This is a genomic window from Streptomyces aurantiacus JA 4570, assembly GCF_000414115.1.
GTDB lineage: Bacteria > Actinomycetota > Actinomycetes > Streptomycetales > Streptomycetaceae > Streptomyces > Streptomyces aurantiacus_A.
The window spans coordinates 16,508-34,494 of the sequence record NZ_AOPZ01000057.1 but is presented as its reverse complement, the minus strand read 5'-3'; the positions used below and the strand labels follow the sequence as shown (position 1 = coordinate 34,494).

Here is a 17,987-nt window from a genome sequence, read left to right as displayed (position 1 = left end):
CCTGCCGGCCGTCGCCGTCGCCGGCCTCGCCCCGGTCTCCGCGGTCGGCCCGGTCGGTCTTCGGCTCGGCCTCGGTCTTGACGGCGCCGGCCTCGGCCTTCGCCTCGCCCTGGCCCTTGGCCTCGGCGGTCACGGTCTCGGGGCTGCCGGCCTCGGCGGTGGCGCGGCGGCGGCCGCGCCCGGCGGCGGACTTGTCGTCGCTCGCGGGCTGGCCGGGGATGTCGATCTGCTGCTGGGCGGCCTTCGGCTGCTCCGCGGCGGCCTCGTCGGCCTTGGCGGGCTTGGCCGCGGCGGCCTTGTCGGCCGCCTCGCCGGTGCGCGCCTTGGAGGTGGCGCGGCGCTTCGGCTTGGTCTCGGCGTCCGCCGAGGCGGCCGGAGCGCTCTTCGCCGGCGCTCCGCCCGCGGCCTGCGCCTCCTTGATGACCTCGATCAGCTGGCTCTTGCGCATCCGCGCGGTGCCCTTGATTCCGAGGCCCGATGCGACCTGCTGCAGTTCGGCCAGCACCATGCCCTCGAGGCCGGTGCCGCGGCGCCGCCGGGACCCGGCCGAAGCACCGGTGGCAGGCGCCGCAGAGGCGTCCGTGGCGGGCGTGTCGGCAGTCACGCCCATCAGATCGGTGGTGTCGCTCACGAAGGGTCCTTCCCTGGAGCGGACGTCGGCCTGTCTGGCTCGGCGACCGGTTGTGCTGTCCGGCGGTCCTTGGTGTGTGGACCGTGCCGGGGCGGTGGTCCGCCAACGCGGCGGAAGAGTTCACAGATGTGGCGTTTCCCTGTGCCCGGCCACTGAGGTGCGGTGGTCACTCGGCTGGGTCACGCCGGTTCCGGAGCGTGCTCGACACCGCTCAGTGCGGGGCACAGAGCAGTTTTGGAGGCTCCCGGAAGGATGGATGTCCCGGACGGGGACACAAAGCACCTCGCCATGGTGAGGTCGGGTGCAGACTTGAGATTAACACTACCGGATCCAACAAACATTCCCCCTCTCCAAATCCGGACACCGCGTGTGTGCCGCTCCCGCGTCAGGGCGCAAGCGGCAGCACGCTCGCTCCGGTGGCGTCGAGCGCCAGGCGATTGGCCGCCCAGCCCTCCCCCGCCAGTCGTGCGACCTTGTCGGCCGCACTGTCTTCGGCCAGCGCGAGGACCGTGGGCCCCGCGCCGGAGATCACCGCGGGCACGCCGTCGGCGCGCAGCCGCTCCACCAGGGCGGCGCTCTCCGGCATGGCCGGGGCGCGGTAGTCCTGGTGCAGACGGTCCTCGGTGGCGGGCAGCAGCAGCTCGGGGCGCCTGGTCAGGGCCTCGACGAGCAGGGCCGCCCGGCCCGCGTTGGCGGCCGCGTCCACGTGCGGGACGGTGCGCGGGAGCAGCCCGCGGGCGGTTTCGGTGAGCACGGGTTTTCCGGGGACGAAAACCACCGGAACGATGGAATCCGCCGGTTCCATCCTGATGGCGCGCGCCACGGAGCCGTCCATCCAGGCCAGCGTGAAGCCGCCGAGCAGGCAGGCCGCGACGTTGTCGGGGTGGCCCTCGATCTCGGTGGCGAGCTCCAGGAGGGCGGCGTCGTCGAGCTTGCTGTCGCCGCCTATGGTCACGGCGCGGGCGGCGACGATGCCGGCGCAGATGGCCGCGGAGGACGAGCCGAGGCCGCGGCCGTGCGGGATGCGGTTGGCGCAGACGATTTCCAGGCCGCGCGGCTGGCCGCCGAGCAGGTCGAAGGCGGTCCGCAGGGAGCGGACGAGCAGGTGCGACTCGTCGCGCGGCAGGGTCTCGCTGCCCTCGCCCGCGATGTCGATGCCGAGGCCGGAGTCGGCGACGCGGACCACCACGTCGTCGTAGAGCCCCAGCGCCAGCCCCAGGGCGTCGAAGCCCGGGCCGAGGTTTGCGCTGGTGGCGGGCACGCGCACCCTGACGGCGGCGGCGCGGAACGCAGGACCGGCCATCGCTCGACGACTCTCCTTGAGCTCTGATTTGTGGAGGACTTGCCGCCTCGACCAGCACTCGGCCGACGAGGAACGGCAGCACCCGAGGGCCGCCTCCGCGGGCGGCACCACGGCATATGCGGCGGCATATGCGGGGTGGGTTGGCTACAGCCTATCGAAGGAAGGTTCTGCGGCGACATAGGGCGCACAGGAGGCGCACGATGCGTGTCGCGAGCCCCCTGTGCACCCCCTGTGGGGAGTTGAGAGGTTTGGGCGTTACGCCAGGCCGAGGCGCTCCGCCGCGGCGGCCGCGTCGACCGGGACCGTGACCGGCTGCGGGGCGCCCGCGACGGCCCAGTCCGGGTCCTTGAGGCCGTTGCCGGTGACCGTGCAGACGATCCGCTGGCCCGTGTCGACCTTGCCCTGCTCGGCGGCCTTCAGCAGACCGGCCACGGACGCGGCGGACGCGGGCTCGACGAAGACACCCTCCTGGGACGCCAACAGCTTGTAGGCGCGGAGGATCTCACGGTCCGTCACCTCGTCGATGAAGCCGCCCGACTCGTCGCGCGCGGCGAGCGCGTGCTGCCACGACGCGGGGTTGCCGATGCGAATCGCGGTGGCGATCGTCGAGGGGTCCTTGACGATCTCGCCGCGCACGATCGGCGCCGAACCGGATGCCTGGAAGCCCCACATGCGCGGCGCCCGCGTCGACACCGAGTCGGCCGCGTACTCCTTGTAGCCCTTCCAGTAGGCCGTGATGTTGCCCGCGTTGCCGACCGGCAGGACGTGGATGTCGGGCGCGTCGCCGAGGGCGTCCACGATCTCGAAGGAGGCCGTCTTCTGGCCCTCGATGCGGAACGGGTTGACCGAATTGACCAGCGCCACCGGGTAGTTCTCGGAAAGGCCGCGCGCGAGGTTCAGGCAGTCGTCGAAGTTCCCGTCCACCTGGAGGATCTTCGAGCCGTAGACGAGGGCCTGGCCCATCTTGCCGAGGGCGATCTTGCCCTGCGGCACGAGGACGGCGCACACCATCCCGGCGCGTACGGCATAGGCGGCCGCGGACGCCGACGTGTTGCCGGTGGAGGCGCAGATGACGGCCTTCGCGCCCTCCTCCTTGGCCTTGGTGATCGCCATGGTCATGCCGCGGTCCTTGAAGGACCCCGTCGGGTTGGCGCCCTCGACCTTGAGGTGGACCTCGCAGCCGGTGCGCTCGGAGAGCACAGCCGCGGGCACGAGCGGCGTACCGCCCTCGCGGAGCGTCACGACCGGCGTGGTGGCGGAGACCGGGAGGCGGTCCCGGTACTCCTCGATGATTCCGCGCCACTGGTGGGTCATTGCTGCTTACTCCCCTTCAACCCGCATGATGCTGGCGACACCGCGCACGGTGTCGAGTCGGCGCAGCGCCTCGACGGTGCCGCTGAGGGCGGCGTCGGGCGCGCGGTGGGTGACGACGACGAGGGATGCCTCGCCGTCCTTGCCCGTCTGACGGACCGTATCGATCGATACGCCGTGCTCGGCGAAGACCGTCGCGACCTGGGCGAGCACGCCCGGCTTGTCGGCCACGTCGAGGCTGATGTGGTACCGCGTGACGACCTCGCCCATGGGGCTCACGGGCAGCTGGGTGTACGCGGAGTCGCCGGGCCCGGTGGCCTCGCCCAGCTTGTTGCGGCAGACCGCGACGAGGTCGCCGAGGACGGCGGACGCGGTGGGCGCGCCGCCCGCGCCGGGGCCGTAGAACATGAGCTGTCCCGCGGCCTCGGCCTCCACGAAGACGGCGTTGTACGCCTCGCGGACGCTCGCCAGCGGGTGGCTGAGCGGAATCATCGCGGGGTGCACGCGGGCGGTCACGGAGCCGCCGTGGGCGGCCCGCTCGCAGATGGCGAGGAGCTTGATGGTGCAGCCCATGCGCTTCGCGGACGCGAAGTCGGCGGCGGTGACCTCGGTCATGCCCTCGCGGTAGACGTCGTCGAGGCGCACCCGGGTGTGGAAGGCGATGCCGGCCAGGATCGCGGCCTTGGCGGCGGCGTCGAAGCCCTCGACGTCGGCGGTCGGGTCGGCCTCGGCGTACCCGAGGGCGGTGGCCTCGTCGAGGGCCTCCTGATAGCCGGCGCCCGTCGAGTCCATCTTGTCGAGGATGAAGTTCGTCGTGCCGTTCACGATGCCGAGGACGCGGTTGACCTTGTCGCCCGCCAGAGACTCGCGCAGCGGCCTGATCAGCGGAATCGCGCCGGCGACCGCGGCCTCGTAATAAAGATCACGTCCGTGCTGCTCGGCCGTCGCGTGCAGGGCGGCGCCGTCCTGGGCGATCAGCGCCTTGTTCGCGGAGACCACGGAGGCGCCGTGCTCGAAGGCGGTGGTGATCAGGGCGCGGGCGGGCTCGATGCCGCCGATGACCTCGATGACCACGTCGATGTCACCGCGTTTGACCAGCGCCGTCGCGTCCGTGGTGACCAGCGCCGGGTCGATGCCCGCGCGCACCTTGGAGGGGCGGCGGACGGCCACCCCGGCGAGCTCCACCGGGGCGCCGATCCTCGCTGTGAGGTCGTCGGCGTGCGTCGTCATGATGCGCGCCACCTCTGAGCCGACAACCCCACAGCCCAGCAGCGCCACCTTCAGCGGACGCGTACGCATCATCCGACCTCGTTTCCTTCTCCAACTACGGTGGGACCAGTCTCACCCACCCATACGGTGTTTCTGACCAAAGTCCGGATCGTGAGACGTGTATTTCACGAACCGGGTACTACCGGGGTGGTGTCACCCCACGTCCAGACGGAGCAGATCCTCCTCCGTCTCGCGCCGCACGATGACGCGGCCCGCGCCGTCCTTCACCGCCACGACCGGCGGCCGCAGCGCGTGGTTGTAGTTGCTCGCCATGGAGCGGCAGTACGCGCCGGTCGCGGGCACGGCGATGAGGTCGCCGGGGGCGAGGTCGGCGGGCAGGAAGGCGTCGCGCACGACGATGTCGCCGCTCTCGCAGTGCTTGCCGACCACACGGACCAGCATCGGCTCGGCGTCGGACGACCGGGACACGAGGGCGACGCTGTACTCGGCGTCGTAGAGCGCCGTACGGATGTTGTCCGACATGCCGCCGTCCACGGAGACGTACGTACGCAGCCCCTCCAGGGGCTTGATGGTGCCGACCTCGTACAGCGTGAAGGCGGTGGGGCCGACGATGGCGCGGCCCGGTTCGACGGAGATGCGGGGCGTGCGCAGCTTGGACGCCGCGCATTCGCGGGTGACGATCTCGCGCAGCGAGTTGGCGATGTCGTGCGGCTCGGCGGGGTCGTCGTCCGAGGTGTACGCGATGCCGAGGCCGCCGCCGAGGTCGATCTCGGGCAGTTCGACGCCGTGCTCGTCGCGGATCTCGGCGAGCAGCGCCACCACGCGCCGGGCCGCGACCTCGAATCCGGCGGTGTCGAAGATCTGCGAGCCGATGTGGCTGTGGATGCCGACGAGCTCCAGGCCGTCGAGCTTCAGCGCGCGCCGGACGGCCTCGGCGGCCTCTCCCCCGGCGAGCGCGATGCCGAACTTCTGGTCCTCGTGGGCGGTGGCGATGAACTCGTGGGTGTGCGCCTCGACGCCGACGGTCACGCGGATCTGTACGCGCTGGCGCTTGCCGAGCCGGTCGGCGATGTGGGCGACGCGCACGATCTCCTGGAAGGAGTCGAGCACGATGTGGCCGACGCCGGCGGCGACGGCGCGCTCGATCTCCTCGGGCGTCTTGTTGTTGCCGTGCAGGGCGATGCGCTCGGCGGGCATGCCGGCGTCGAGCGCGGTGGTCAGTTCGCCTGCGGAGCACACGTCGAGGTTGAGCCCCTCTTCGTGCAGCCACCGCACGACGGCGCGCGACAGGAACGCCTTGCCCGCGTAGAAGACGTCGGCGTCCGGCCCGAAGGCGTCGCGCCATGCCTGGCAGCGGGCGCGGAAGTCGGCCTCGTCGAGGAAGTAGGCGGGCGTGCCGAACTCCTCGGCGAGCCGGGCCACCTCGATGCCGCCGACGGTGACCTGGCCGTCGGGGGTGCGGGTGACGGTCCGGGACCAGACCTTCGGGTCGAGGGCGTTGAGGTCGGTCGGCGGCGCGGAGTAGTGCCCCTCGGTGAGGACGTCTGCGTGGCGGGGGCCTGCGGGGTGGGCGGAACGGCTCATGGCTCTTCTGACTCTTCTCGTCTCACAAGTATTCGGGCGCGCTGATGCCGAGCAGGGACAGGCCGCCGGCGAGCACCGTCCCGGCGGCTTCGGCGAGCGCGAGCCGGGCGCGGTGGGCGGCCGAGGGTTTCTCGTCGCCGAGCGGCAGCACGGTGTGGGCCTGCGCGAGGAAGGCGTCGGCGGTCCGGACGAGGTGCCGGGTCAGGCGGTCCGGGGAGTGCCGGCGGGCGGCGGTGGCCAGGACGGTGGGGTGGTCGCCCAGGGCTGCGAGGAGGGTGTGCGCCGCCGCGTCCGCGAGGTCGTCGGCGGGGCCGGGTGCGGATGTGCCGGCCTCACCGGGGGCCGCGGTGAAGCCCAGGTCGGCCGCGTTGCGGGTGAGCGCGCGGGTCCTGGCGTGTGCGTACCGGATCCGGAACAGGGGGTTCGACTCGCGCTGGGCGAGGTGGTCGTCGTCGCAGGTGCGGGGGCGGTCGTGGGGCGCCGGGTGGAGCAGGGCCCAGCGGGCGGCGTCCCGGCCGAGGCGGAGGGGGTCGGGGGTGCGGGGGGCCGGGACGGGGCGGAGGGTGGTGAGGGGGGTGGGTGGGTGCCCGTGCCCGTCGACCCGTACGCCCAGGACCTCCACCCACTCGTCGTCCGGGGCCTCGTCGCTGGTCACGCGGGCGAGGACGCCCTGGGAGCGGAGGATGCGCCGTGCCGCGTCGGCGACGACGACGGCGCGCAGGTCGTGCGGGGTGTGCAGCTGGGCGAGGGCTCCGGTGTCCGGGGTGATGTGGCCGTAGCGCTCACCCTCTTCCAGGACCTTCTGTACGAGGTGGGGGGCGCTGTCGGCGTCGAGCGTGATGTTGAGGAAGCCGGGCCCGGTGACGTCGGCGCGGGCGATGCCGGGTTCCGCGGCGAGGCGGGCGGAGAGGGTCTCGGCGACGCGGCGCGGGGGTGCGGACGCCTCGCGGGCGACGCGGAGGGCGAGGTTCGTGGCGTAGTCACCGGTGCCGCCGGGGCCGGGGCGCTCGACGTGGGCGCGCTCCGGGACGGTGGCGGTGAGCTCTCCGGCGTCCACCGCGCGCCGCATGGCACGCAGGACGGTACGGGAGAGCTCTTCGGGGGTCACGGGTCAAGGGTATGGGAGGCGGGGGGTGGGGTGCTCGGGGGTTTCTGACGGTTTCCGGCGGGGCGCCTCGTGCGGTTCGGCGTGCGCCGCGTGGCCGCGGCCCGGGAGCGGCCCGGGAGCGGCCCGGGATCCCGTACGAGACCGGGGCTACGAGCAGCCCGGGATCCCGTACGAAGCCGGGGCTACGAGCAGCCCGGGACCGTCGACGAGTCCGGGGTGCGGTCGAGAGGACCCCGGCCGCCCCGGTCGACCAACTGGCGGACGATGCCGAGGAGTTCCGCCGGCTCGAACGGCTTCGCCAGGAACGCGTCGACGCCGACGTCGAGGCCCGCCTCCACCTCGTACTGCGTACAGGCGCTGACGACCACGAGCGGCAGGCCGCGCGTCCGCGGATCGGCGCGGAGCCGGGCGGCCGTGCGGAGCCCGTCGAGGCGGGGCATCACGACGTCGAGCGTCACGACGTCGGGCCGGACCTGATGGACGACATCCAGACACTCGGCACCATCGGCCGCGGTCACGACCTCGAAGCCCTCCAGCTCGAGATTGACCCTGATCAGTTGCCGGATGACCTTGTTGTCGTCCACAACAAGCACACGGCCGGACACGCCTGGCACAACTCGAGAGTAGGTCGGCACCCGCCATCGCGTCCGGGTTTTGCCTACTTCCGCCACTTGCGGGGGAGCCGCGACGGGCCACTCCGGCGGGGTAGGCTCCGCCTCCCCGGGCAAGGAGAAGGCCGTCATGACGACCTTTGTTGTTTTCGACCTCGAGTTCACGACCTGGCCGGACGCGCTGGAGCAGAACTGGTCGGCGCCGGGCCAGTTCCGCGAGATCGTCCAGATCGGGGCGCTGCGCCTGCGCGCCGACGAGGCGGGTGGCGCCCACGGAGCCGACGCGACCGACGGGGCCGACGGAACCGCCGAGGCCGCCTACTCGGTCGTCGAGGAGTACGAGGCGCTGGTGCGCCCCGTGATGAACCCGCGCCTGTCGGCCTATTTCACCGAACTCACCGGCATCGACCAGGAGTCGGTGGACCGCGACGGGCTCCCGCCGGCGGAAGCCCTCAGCGACTTCCTGGCGTTCTGCGCGGGGCAGTCCGTGCTCTCCTACGGGAACGACATGGTCGTACTCGGAGAGAACCTGGGCTGGGCACGCGCGCGCGAAGAGGAAATCAAGGGCAGCTTCCTGACCGCGGGCTTCCTCAATGTCCGCCCGTGGCTGAACACGGTCGCCCCCGCCACGGCGGCGGCCAACGTGGGCCGCCTGTGGCAGGTGCTCGGCCTGCCCAAGCCGGCCTCGGGCGAGGAGCATTCGGCTCTCTTCGACTGCCATTCGTTCGCGGCGGCGCTGCGGCACCTGCGCGCGACCGGGGCGGCCCTGCCCGACGCCTGGCTCTGACGCTGCCGCGTGAAGGCCCCGGCCTCGGCGTCTCCGCGAGGCCGGGGCCCGTGTCACGTACCTGTCATGCCGGGTCGATCCGATGGATGCTGCCGCCGAGGTCGAACACGTACAGCTCGCCGTCGCCGTCCTGCGCGAACGAGACGACCTCGCCGCCGTTGACGCCGAGGTCACCCTTGTCGGTCACCTTGCCGTTCTCGATCTTCACGGTGCGGACGGTGCCGTCGCAGTAGTCGCTGAAGACGTAACTCCCCTTGAGGTCCGGGATCGCGTCGCCGCGGTAGACGTATCCGCCGGTCACCGAGCAGCCGAGGCCGGTGCGGTCGTACTCGTGGACGGGCCGCACATGGTTCGCGGGCTCCGTGCCGCCCCGGAAGGGATGGTTGCCCTCCATCCGGGACCACCCGTAGTTCTCCCCGCCCTTGCTCGCCGCCGGGGCCCAGTCGATCTCCTCCCAGGCGTTCTGGCCGACGTCGCCGATGAGCAGGTCGCCCGTGCCCGAGTCGAAGGAGAACCGCCACGGGTTGCGCAGTCCGTACGACCAGATCTCGTCCCTGGCCCTCGGGTCCTTCACGAAGGGGTTGCCGGGCGGAATGGCGTAGGGCTTGCCGCCGCTCGGCCTGCTCGGGTCGATCCGCAGCAGCTTGCCGAGCAGCGTGTCGAGTTTCTGCCCGTTGCCGTGCGGGTCGCCACTGGCCCCGCCGTCGCCGAACGCGATGTAGAGGTAGCCGTCGGGGCCGAACGTGAGATCGCCGCCGTTGTGGTTCGAGTACGGCTGGGTCTGGGTGAGGACGGTGCGCCGGGTCTGGGGCTGGAGCTTGCCGCCCTTCACCCTGAACTCGTCCACGGTGCTGGTGCCTTGGCGGTTGGTGAACGAGATGTAGAAGCGCGCGAACTTCTTGTCGAACGCGATGCCCAGCAGGCCGCGTTCACCGTCGGTGGTGGTCTCGCGGGAGATGTCGAGGACGGGCGCGCCGAGTCCGTTGTCGTCCAGGACCCGTACGGTGCCCGCGCGTTCGGCTATCCAGACCGTGCCACCGGGCCCGGCGGCGCCGGCGATGGGATTCTTGGCGGTGGCCACCTTGGTGAGCGCGACCTTGGCGGCTTGCGCGTCCCGCGAGGGGGCGTCGGACTCGTCGGCGGCCGCCGTACCCAAGGCGAGGGACGCGACGAGTGAGATGGTGCCGATGATCGCCGAGCTTCTGGTGCGAACTTTCACCGTGATCCTCCTGGAGGCGGCGAATGGGGGAAGTCACCCAGCTGCTTGGGGCAATGTTGTGTTGTGAGGGCGTGGCCGTTGCCCGCGCCAGCACGCGACCTGGGTGGGGGGAGGGTGAGCCGCTGGCCACGGATGAGAATACTGGGGCGGGGGGACTTGGCGTAGACCAAGACAGCACTCTTCTGCTGCCCGCGCACACGCGAAGACCCCGCTCTCAGCGTCTCCGCTGATGACGGGGTCTTTGGGCACCTGATGCAAGGTGCCCCCGGCAGGATTCGAACCTGCGCACACGGCTCCGGAGGCCGTTGCTCTATCCCCTGAGCTACGGGGGCGTGTCGGCCGCTGTGTGGCGGCGACGGGTAGAACACTACCAGCTTCGTGGGGGTCGTTCGGAACCGGTATTCGTGCAGCGTCCGGGGGTCCGGCGGGGCGCCCCGGACGCTTGCGGGGGCGGGCGTCAGGGCTTGCGGGCGACGCCCGCGTAGGCGTCCACCGCGATCGACGTGTCCGTCGTGGGCTCGGGGCGCCAGTGGGTGACCTGGGTCACCCCGGGGTCGGTGAGGGTGAGGCCGTCGAAGAAGCCGGTGATGTCCTCGACGCTGCGGACGTAGTACGGGATCGCGCCGCTCTTGTTGTACGCCGCCGACGCCGCGATCATGCCCTCGCTCGTGGAGGTGGAGTCACTGATCACCAGGGCGCTGCCGGACGGCAGGCCCACCATGAGGCGGTCGACCAGGTCCTTGGCCTGCTCGTACGAGGACACGTGGCCCAGGGTGTTGAGGATCATGAGGGCCACGGGGCGGGTCAGGTCCAGGGTCTCGCCCGCCTTCGCCAGGATCGCCTCCGGCTCGTACATGTTCGCGTCGATGTACGACGTGACGCCCTCGGGCGTGCTCGTCAGGAGGGCGCGGGCGTGGGCCAGGACCAGCGGGTCGTTGTCCACGTACACGATGCGGGAATCGGGTGCGACGCGCTGCGCGACCTCGTGGGTGTTGTCGGCGGTCGGCAGGCCCGTGCCGATGTCCAGGAACTGGCGGATGCCTTGCTCCCCCGCCAGGTGGCGGACCGCCCGGCCGAGGAAATGGCGGCTCGTGCGGGCCACGTCGACCAGACCCGGGAAGATCTCCTTGATCTGGTCGCCGAGCTCGCGGTCCTTCTCGTAGTTGTCCTTGCCGCCCACGAAGTAGTTCCAGAAGCGCGCCGAGTGCGGCTTGCTCGTGTCGATCCGTGCGCGTATCTCGGCGGACGAGTCGAGTCTGGGGTCGGAGTCTGAGACTGACACGGGGACCTCCTGCGGGGCGTCGGCCATGGGCCGTTCGATCACTCACCGGCAACGTAGGGCAACTTAGCAAGTGTTCGGCAGGTCAGGAGGGTTGCGGGGGGTACTACGGCTTCGGCTCCTGCATCGTCGCGCAGTGGATCCCGCCGCCGCCCCCCATCAGGCGGTCCACGTCCAGCTGGATCACCTCTCGGTCCGGGAAGGCCGCGGCCAGTGCCCTGCGGGCGCCCTCGTCCGTCCTCCGGTCGCCGAACTGGGCCGTGATCACCGCGCCGTTCACCACATGGAAGTTGAGGTAGGAGTCGAGGAAGGTCGGCGCCGTCGAGCGGATCTCGGTCGGGCCCTCGATCTTGATGACGCGCAGGCGGCGGCCCCGGGCGTCCGTCGCGCGGGACAGGATCGCGAGCTGCTCGCGGGCGTCCCGCGCCCAGATGTCCTCGCGGTCCGCCGGGGGCACCTGGACCATCACCACGCCGGGACGCACGAAGCGCGACGTGGCGTCGATGTGGTCGTCGGTGATGTCCTCGCCCTTGATGCCTGGGGCCCAGATCATCTTCCGGGCGCCGTACGCCCGCAGCACCTCCGCCTCGATCCGGTCACGGGTCTTGCCGGGGTTGCGGTTGGCGTTGACCAGGCTGCTCTCCGTCGCCATGACGGTGCCGACGCCGTCCGTCTCGATGCCGCCGCCCTCGCCCACGAAGCCCGCCCGCGTGAAGTCGCACTGCGTGAACTCGGCTACCGCGCGCGCCACTTGGGCGTCCCTGCGGTGCCGCTGCTTGCCGCCCCAGCCGTTGAAGCCCAGGCCGACCGCGTCCATCCGGCCCGCCCCGTCGCTCCGGAACACCGCGCACGTGTCCCGCATCCACAGGTCGTCCGTCGGGATGGAGTCGAGCACCGTCACCTTCCGGCCGCACTGGGCCCGGGCCCGCGCCGCCTCCCGCCGGTCCGGCGCGCAGAGGATCACGGGTTCGTACGCCGCCACGGTGCGGGCGACCAGCGCGATGTCGCGTTGCACGCCCGCCAGGTGGTCGCCCCAGACCGCGTCGCTCGTCGGCCAGGACATCCAGGTGCGCCGGTGCGGGGCCTCGTCGGCCGGGACCGTCCAGCGCCGGCGGGCGCTGTGCGTCGGGTTTCCCGGCGTCCCCGCCTCCGCCTGGCACGCCGTGGCGGTCAGGGCGAGGGCAGCCGTGCCCGCGCCGGTGGCCTTGAGGACTCCTCGACGGGTGGGGTGCGGCTCGTTCACGCGTACGTACCTCCGGGCAGCGGGCGTAAGGGTGCGCCACCCACTCTGGCCCTGACTGAAATTTCAGTCAAGTTTTCGCTCGGCGCGGTGCCCGGATCCACCTCGTACGGAGTGCACCGGAGGGTCGTACAGAGGCGCCCGGAGACCGGGACAGCCCCTAGCGCTCCCCCAGCTCCAGCGCGAACGCCTCCCCCAGCAGGGCCCGCGCCCGGGCCAGCTCCATCGAGCCCGCGAGCCAGCGGTCGCTCAGGCCCTCCACCAGGGCCGTCAGGCGTTCCGCCGCGGCGGGGGCGGCCACGTCGTCGCGTACCGTGCCCGCGTCCTGCGCCTTACGGATCAGGTCGGCCGCGTACTCCACCCACTCGGCCGTCGCCCGGCTCAGCTGCTCCCGCAGTTCCGGGTCGAACTTGGCGCTCGCCTGGAACTCGCCCCACGCGGTGCTGTTCTCCACCACCTCGGGGTCGTCCCGCAGCTCCAGGAGCAGCATCTCCTCCAGGTGGGCGCGGGGGTCGGCGGCGGGGCTCGCGGCGGGTTCCGTGTAGCGCTCGGCGCGGTCGTTGATGAAGGCGAGGGTGCGGCGCATGAGGCCCGCGCGGTCGCCGAAGTGGTAGTAGATGAGGCCGGTCGAGACGGACGCCTCGGCCGCCAGCTCCTCCACACGCAGGCCGCGCACCCCGCTGCGGGCGATGAGGCGGGTGGCGGCTTCGAGGATCTGGGTCTGGCGCTTGGACACGCGGCAACGATAACCGCGGGCGGGCGGGCCGGTGGGCGGCCCACCACTCCCGTCGGCGGGCCCGCGACAGCCCCGTACTCAGCCCCGTCACTCACCCCGCCCGAGTATCCGTACGGATGCCCCTTCCCCCGCCCGCGGCGACGCTGGCGTACATGAAGAAACCTCTGCGGAACCTCAAGTGGGCAGTGCTGCGGGGCCTGTTGGGCACGGTCGGGCGGGCCTCGCGGGGCATCCGGATCGGCTACCGGTACGGCTTCGACAGCGGCACGATGCTCGACTACGTGTACGTGAACCGCGCGCACGGCGCCCTCGGCGTCGGCCGCGTCATCGACCGCGTCTACCTGAACGCGGTCGGCTGGCGCGCCATCCGCGCCCGGCGCGAGCTCCTCCAGGACGTCCTGCGCGAGCAGCTCGGCCGGCGGCCCGGCCGCGAGGTCACCGTGCTCGACGTGGCCGCCGGGCCCGGCCGCTACCTCCAGGAACTGGCCGCCGAGTACGGGCCCCGCCGGGTGCGGGTGCTCTGCCGGGACCTGGCGGAGGCCGGGCTGCGGCAGGGCGAGCGGCTGGCGCGGGCGCGCGGGATCACCAACATCTCGTACGAGACCGGGGACGCCCTCGACCCCAAGGCGCCGGACACCGGCGCGCCCGACGTCATCGTGGTGTCCGGGCTCTACGAGCTGCTGCTCGACGACGACGCGATCCGGGCCTCGATCGAGCGGCTGCGCGGGCTGCTCGCGCCGGGCGGCACCCTCGTCTTCACCACCCAGACCCGCCATCCGCAGCTCGACTTCATCGCCAACGTACTGCCCAACCGGGACGGGCAGTTGTGGGTGATGAAGTGCCGGGACGTCGCCGAGACGGAGGGGTGGGCGCGGGCGGCCGGGTTCGGGGAGGTGACCAGCCGGCGGGAGGAGGTCGGGCTGTTCACGGTGACGGTGTGCGGCGGGCGGTGAGGGCTCGGGACGGCGGGGTTCTGGACGGGCGAGGCTCGGGCTCGGCGGGGCAGGGGGCCACAGGTCGCGTTACGCCGATGTCTTCTTTCTCGCCGTCGTCGACTTCTTCGCTGTGGTCGTCTTCTTCGTCGTGGTCGACTTCTTCGCCGTCGCCGTCTTACTCGCTTTACTCGCTGTGGTCGTCTTCTTCGCTGTCGTCGACTTCGCGCTGCTCTTCTTGGCGGTGCCCTTCTTCGCGGTGCTCTTCTTCGGAGCCGCCGAAGTGGACTTCGCGGCCGTCTTGGCCGTCGACTTCTTGCCGCCCACCTGCTTGGGCGCCGCCGGGGCCGACTTGCGGGACGAGGACGCCGAGGACGCCGAGGACGCCGAGGACTTCGCGGAGCCGGAGCGGCGGGACCTGAGCGGCGTGACCTCGGCGTCCTCGCCCTCCGCCGCCTTCCCCCCGGCCTTCGCGCCGCGCCCCGAACGGGCGGCGCGGACGCTGCTCTCCAGCGCGGCCATCAGGTCGATGACCTTGCCGCCGCCCTCGTCGGCCGCGGGTGCCGGGGCGGTGGTCTCGCCGCCCTCCAGCTTCGCGGTGATCATCTCCTCGACCGCCTCGCGGTAGTCGTCGTGCAGGGAGTCCAGGTCGACCTCGCCGAGGGTGTCCATCAGGGCGTCCGCCAGGTCCAGTTCGGCGTCGCGGATCTTCACGTCGGTGTCCGGCGCGACGGTGTCGGTGGCGCGGATCTCGTCCGGCCACAGCAGGCCGTGCATGGCGATCACGTCGTCGACGACCCGCAGCATGCCGAGCCGTTCGCGGCCGCGCAGCGCGAACTTCGCGACGGCCACCTTCTGGCTGCGCTTCAGCGCCTCGCGCAGCAGGGTGTACGGCTTGGCGGCCGGTACTCCATTGGCGGTCAGGTAGTACGCGGTGTCCATCTGGAGGGGGTCGATGGTGTCCGCCGGGACGAACGCGACGATCTCGATGGTCTTCGCGGTCGGGATCGGCAGCGCGGCCAGGTCGTCCTCCGTGATCGGGATGACCGAGCCGTCCGCGTCCTCGTACCCCTTGCCGATCTCCGCGGTCGGGACCTCGTGGTCCTCCAGCTCGCACACCTTGCGGTAGCGGATGCGGCCGCCGTCCTCCACATGGATCTGGCGGAAGGAGATCGCGTGGTTCTCCGTGGCGTTCACGAGCTTGATCGGGATGCTGACCAGGCCGAAGGAGATGGCGCCGTTCCAGATGGACCGCATGTGGAGCACCTTTCGGCACGTTCCTGTGGGCGTTTCATGCCATTTTCGTGGGATTCTCATCGTATGTCGCCGATCACCGAGGTGGAGGGGCGAAGGCTCTCGCTCAGCAACCTGGACAAGGTGCTGTATCCGGCGAGCGGCTTCACCAAGGGCGAGGTGCTGCACTACTACGCCACCGCCGCCGAGGTGCTGCTCCCCCATTTGCGCGACCGCCCCGTCTCCTTCCTCCGCTTCCCGGACGGGCCCGAGGGTGAGCGCTTCTTCGCCAAGAACGTGCCGCCGGGTACGCCCACGTGGGTGCGGACGGCCGAGGTGCGGCGGTCGGACGGGGTCTCTCGGCAGATCCTCGTGCAGGACCTGCCCACGCTGATGTGGGCGGCGAACCTGGTCACGGAGTTCCACACGCCGCAGTGGCGGGCGGACGCGCCCGGGCTCGCCGACCGGCTCGTGCTCGACCTCGACCCCGGGCCGCCCGCGGGCGTCGTGGAGGCGTGCGAGGCGGCTCTGTGGCTGCGGGAGCGGCTGGTGGGCGACGGGTTCGAGGTGTACGTCAAGACGTCCGGCAGCAAGGGGCTGCACATCCTGGTGCCATTGCGGCCGGCTCCGAGCGCGGATGTCACCGCGTACGCGAAGGGGCTCGCCGTGGCGGCGGAGCGGGCGCTTCCGCGGCTTGTGGTGCATCGGATGACGCGGAGTCTGCGGCCCGGGAAGGTGTTCGTCGACTTCAGCCAGAACGCTGCCGCGAAGACGACGGCCACGCCGTATACGTTGCGGGCGCGGGCCGAGCCCACGGTGTCCACGCCGGTGACGTGGGAGGAGGTCTCCGCGTGCGCCGACCGCCGGGAGGCGGGGCTGCTGGTGTTCCTCGCCCCCGAGGTGGGGCCTCGGATCGAGCGGTACGGGGATTTGCTGGGGCCGTTGCTGGACCCGGGGCGGGGCGGGGTGCTGCCCCCTGCGGGGTAGCGCCGCGGAGCGGCGGGGTCAGATGCGGTGCCAGGTGTGGCGGTCGCGGGCCAGGGCGTGCAGGGCCTCGATGTCGGCCGGCTTGAGGACCCCGCCCGCCCGGGCCAGGGCGGCCAGATCGTGCTCTAGGAGCACGCGTACCTCCCGCGGCGGCGCCGCGACATCGACGTCCACCGCCCCCACGGGCACAAGCACCGCCCGCACCTCAGCCGTCAGCGCGAACGACGCGCGCCCCGCGTCCGCCCGCAGATCCCGCAGCAGCGGCACCGCCCGCCCCCGCCCCACCGCCACCATCGGGTCGGCCACCCGCACCCGCTGCCTGCGCGCCGGCACGGAACGTACGCAGAAGAGACCGCCGGGGCCGATGAGGAGGTGGTGAATGCGTGCGCCGCCGGGGAGGCCGATCGAGTGCAGGGTGTGCCAGCCGCCCGCGTCGAGGCCGTCCAGCGCGTCACCGACGGCCGTCTCCGCCGCGAGCGCCCGGTGCCGCGGATCGGACCGCAGCCTGCGCGCGGGCGGCGGATCGCGGTCGATGGCTATGCGCAGCGCCTCGCCGGGCCGGTTCGGCGCGAGGTCGTCGTCCGGGTGCAGCGTGAGCCGGGCCAGCTCGGCCGGGGTCGGCACGGGCGGCGGCCCCACCGTGACGTTCCCCGTCAGGAAGGGGGCCAGGACGTGCAGCACGTCGGCCTCACGGTCGGCGTTCAGCAGGTTCACCCGGGCGGTGTCCCTGTCGTACCAGGCCACGTTCCTGCCGTCCGGTCGGCAGACGTACAGCCGTTCCTGACCGTGCCTCCATGCCGGTACGACGCGCAGTCCACTCATGCCCCATCACCCCATGACCATGGGAGCAGCCCGGACGCCGCTCCGGCAAGAACCTGACGGCGCCCCACGGAAGTTGATGCCAATTCGCCCTGCGTTCGCCACCCCGGGCGAGGTCTTTACGCCACGTCACCGCCCGTCCCGTAACGGCACCCCCCGCACAGCTATGGCGCCTCGTTACAAACTCGCCGAATCGCCGCAATGGGGGACATCTAGCTTCGTACGTGTCACTGACCGCCCCCGGTCGACGGTCACCCCGCAGGGGGCAGCACCCCACCCCGCCCCGCGCGCCACGCGCACATCGCCCGCCCCGAGGAGCCCCCGTGACCGCCCCCGCCAGACACCTCGCCGCCGCCGCGGCCCTCACCGCCGTCATCGGGCTCGGCCTCATCGCCTGCGGGCAGGGCGGCGGCTCCGGCGGCGCCGCCCCCGGCGTCACCGTCAAGAACTCCGTGGCCGAGCAGACCGGACAGGCCAGGCAGGCGCCGCTGCCGCTGAAGGAGTCCAGGCCGACCGGGCTGCGGATCCCGGCCGCGGGCGTGGACGCCAAGGAGATGCTCGACCTCGGCATCGGCGCGGACGGCGAGCTGGAGGTGCCGCCCGCCTCCCGGGGCGAGGTGCCCGGCTGGTGGACCGGCGGGGTCACACCCGGCCAGAAGGGCCCGGCGGTCCTGGTCGCGCACTACGACACGGCGAACGGTCCCGCGCTGCTGCGGAACGTCGCGAAGGTCGGGGTCGGCGACAAGATCATGGTGCCGCGTGCGGACGGTTCCACGGCGACGTTCGCGGTCCGTGAGATCCAGCAGGTCGGCAAGGAAGACTTTCCAACCCATAAGGTGTACGGGGCGACCGCCCGCCCGGAGCTGCGCCTGCTGACCTGCGGCGGCCCGATCAAGGACGGTCACCGGACCGACAACATCATCCTCTACGCCGACCTCGTGCGCTGAGTACGCCCCCGGGCCTGCCGGGGCCGGGCT

At 72.0% G+C, this 17,987-nt stretch carries 17 protein-coding genes and 1 tRNA gene; 4 read left to right on the top strand and 14 right to left on the bottom strand.

Features of this window, described 5'->3' with window-relative positions:
• The 7 genes from STRAU_RS07475 to STRAU_RS07445 form a co-directional block, all read right to left on the bottom strand.
• Positions 1 to 631 (bottom strand): Rho termination factor N-terminal domain-containing protein (locus tag STRAU_RS07475; RefSeq protein WP_037658010.1); only part of this gene is annotated, 631 nt, incomplete at its 3' end.
• Positions 632 to 1,016: 385 nt separating this feature from the next.
• On the bottom strand, positions 1,017 to 1,934 hold the full coding sequence (gene thrB, locus STRAU_RS07470; protein ID WP_016639648.1) for a homoserine kinase: 918 nt from the start codon (positions 1,932 to 1,934) through the stop codon (positions 1,017 to 1,019).
• A 255-nt stretch (positions 1,935 to 2,189) separates the two neighbouring features.
• Positions 2,190 to 3,248, bottom strand: a complete 1,059-nt coding sequence (gene thrC, locus STRAU_RS07465; protein WP_016639647.1) for a threonine synthase — start codon at positions 3,246 to 3,248, stop codon at positions 2,190 to 2,192.
• Positions 3,249 to 3,254: 6 nt separating this feature from the next.
• Entirely contained in the window at positions 3,255 to 4,544 is a 1,290-nt protein-coding gene (locus tag STRAU_RS07460; protein WP_037658018.1) for a homoserine dehydrogenase, read from the bottom strand.
• 123 nt (positions 4,545 to 4,667) lie between these two features.
• Positions 4,668 to 6,059, bottom strand: a complete 1,392-nt coding sequence (gene lysA, locus STRAU_RS07455) for a diaminopimelate decarboxylase (protein ID WP_016639645.1) — start codon at positions 6,057 to 6,059, stop codon at positions 4,668 to 4,670.
• Positions 6,060 to 6,081: 22 nt separating this feature from the next.
• A complete protein-coding gene (gene nrtL, locus STRAU_RS07450; RefSeq protein WP_016639644.1) occupies positions 6,082 to 7,167 on the bottom strand; it encodes an ArgS-related anticodon-binding protein NrtL in 1,086 nt (361 codons plus the stop codon).
• Positions 7,168 to 7,349: 182 nt separating this feature from the next.
• Positions 7,350 to 7,910, bottom strand: a complete 561-nt coding sequence (locus tag STRAU_RS07445) for a response regulator (protein ID WP_078621007.1) — start codon at positions 7,908 to 7,910, stop codon at positions 7,350 to 7,352.
• Between STRAU_RS07445 and STRAU_RS07440 the strand changes: the two genes are divergently transcribed.
• A complete protein-coding gene (locus STRAU_RS07440) occupies positions 7,909 to 8,565 on the top strand; it encodes an exonuclease domain-containing protein (RefSeq protein WP_016639642.1) in 657 nt (218 codons plus the stop codon). The two genes, STRAU_RS07445 and STRAU_RS07440, sit on opposite strands and share 2 nt — an antisense overlap.
• Before the next feature lie 64 nt (positions 8,566 to 8,629).
• Here STRAU_RS07440 and STRAU_RS07435 read toward each other — a convergent pair whose 3' ends face one another.
• The 5 genes from STRAU_RS07435 to STRAU_RS07415 form a co-directional block, all read right to left on the bottom strand.
• Positions 8,630 to 9,784 (bottom strand): PQQ-dependent sugar dehydrogenase, encoded by a 1,155-nt coding sequence (locus STRAU_RS07435; RefSeq protein WP_016639641.1) that lies wholly within the window; start codon positions 9,782 to 9,784, stop codon positions 8,630 to 8,632.
• Positions 9,785 to 10,044: 260 nt separating this feature from the next.
• A tRNA-Arg gene (locus STRAU_RS07430) sits at positions 10,045 to 10,116 on the bottom strand.
• 125 nt (positions 10,117 to 10,241) lie between these two features.
• Entirely contained in the window at positions 10,242 to 11,093 is an 852-nt protein-coding gene (locus STRAU_RS07425; RefSeq protein ID WP_037658009.1) for an SAM-dependent methyltransferase, read from the bottom strand.
• A 76-nt stretch (positions 11,094 to 11,169) separates the two neighbouring features.
• Positions 11,170 to 12,306: an agmatine deiminase family protein gene (locus STRAU_RS07420; protein WP_016639639.1), complete on the bottom strand. Its 1,137-nt coding sequence runs from the start codon at positions 12,304 to 12,306 to the stop codon at positions 11,170 to 11,172.
• A 157-nt stretch (positions 12,307 to 12,463) separates the two neighbouring features.
• Positions 12,464 to 13,039: a TetR/AcrR family transcriptional regulator gene (locus STRAU_RS07415; RefSeq protein WP_016639638.1), complete on the bottom strand. Its 576-nt coding sequence runs from the start codon at positions 13,037 to 13,039 to the stop codon at positions 12,464 to 12,466.
• A gap of 152 nt (positions 13,040 to 13,191) precedes the next feature.
• On the opposite strand from STRAU_RS07415, the gene STRAU_RS07410 reads away from it, so the two are divergent.
• Positions 13,192 to 13,992, top strand: coding sequence for a class I SAM-dependent methyltransferase family protein (locus tag STRAU_RS07410; RefSeq protein ID WP_037658016.1), 801 nt, complete (start codon positions 13,192 to 13,194; stop codon positions 13,990 to 13,992).
• 69 nt (positions 13,993 to 14,061) lie between these two features.
• On the opposite strand, the gene ku is transcribed toward STRAU_RS07410, so the two are convergent.
• Entirely contained in the window at positions 14,062 to 15,228 is a 1,167-nt protein-coding gene (gene ku, locus STRAU_RS07405) for a non-homologous end joining protein Ku (protein WP_016639635.1), read from the bottom strand.
• 63 nt (positions 15,229 to 15,291) lie between these two features.
• Here ku and ligD point away from each other — a divergent pair, with 63 nt between their 5' ends.
• Entirely contained in the window at positions 15,292 to 16,191 is a 900-nt protein-coding gene (ligD, locus tag STRAU_RS07400; protein WP_016639636.1) for a non-homologous end-joining DNA ligase, read from the top strand.
• 18 nt (positions 16,192 to 16,209) lie between these two features.
• Here the strand turns inward: ligD and STRAU_RS07395 are convergent, their stop codons facing one another.
• A complete protein-coding gene (locus STRAU_RS07395) occupies positions 16,210 to 17,013 on the bottom strand; it encodes a nuclease-related domain-containing protein (protein ID WP_016639634.1) in 804 nt (267 codons plus the stop codon).
• A gap of 320 nt (positions 17,014 to 17,333) precedes the next feature.
• On the opposite strand from STRAU_RS07395, the gene STRAU_RS41335 reads away from it, so the two are divergent.
• Positions 17,334 to 17,957: a class F sortase gene (locus tag STRAU_RS41335; protein ID WP_016639633.1), complete on the top strand. Its 624-nt coding sequence runs from the start codon at positions 17,334 to 17,336 to the stop codon at positions 17,955 to 17,957.
• The last annotated feature ends 30 nt before the right edge of the window (positions 17,958 to 17,987 follow it).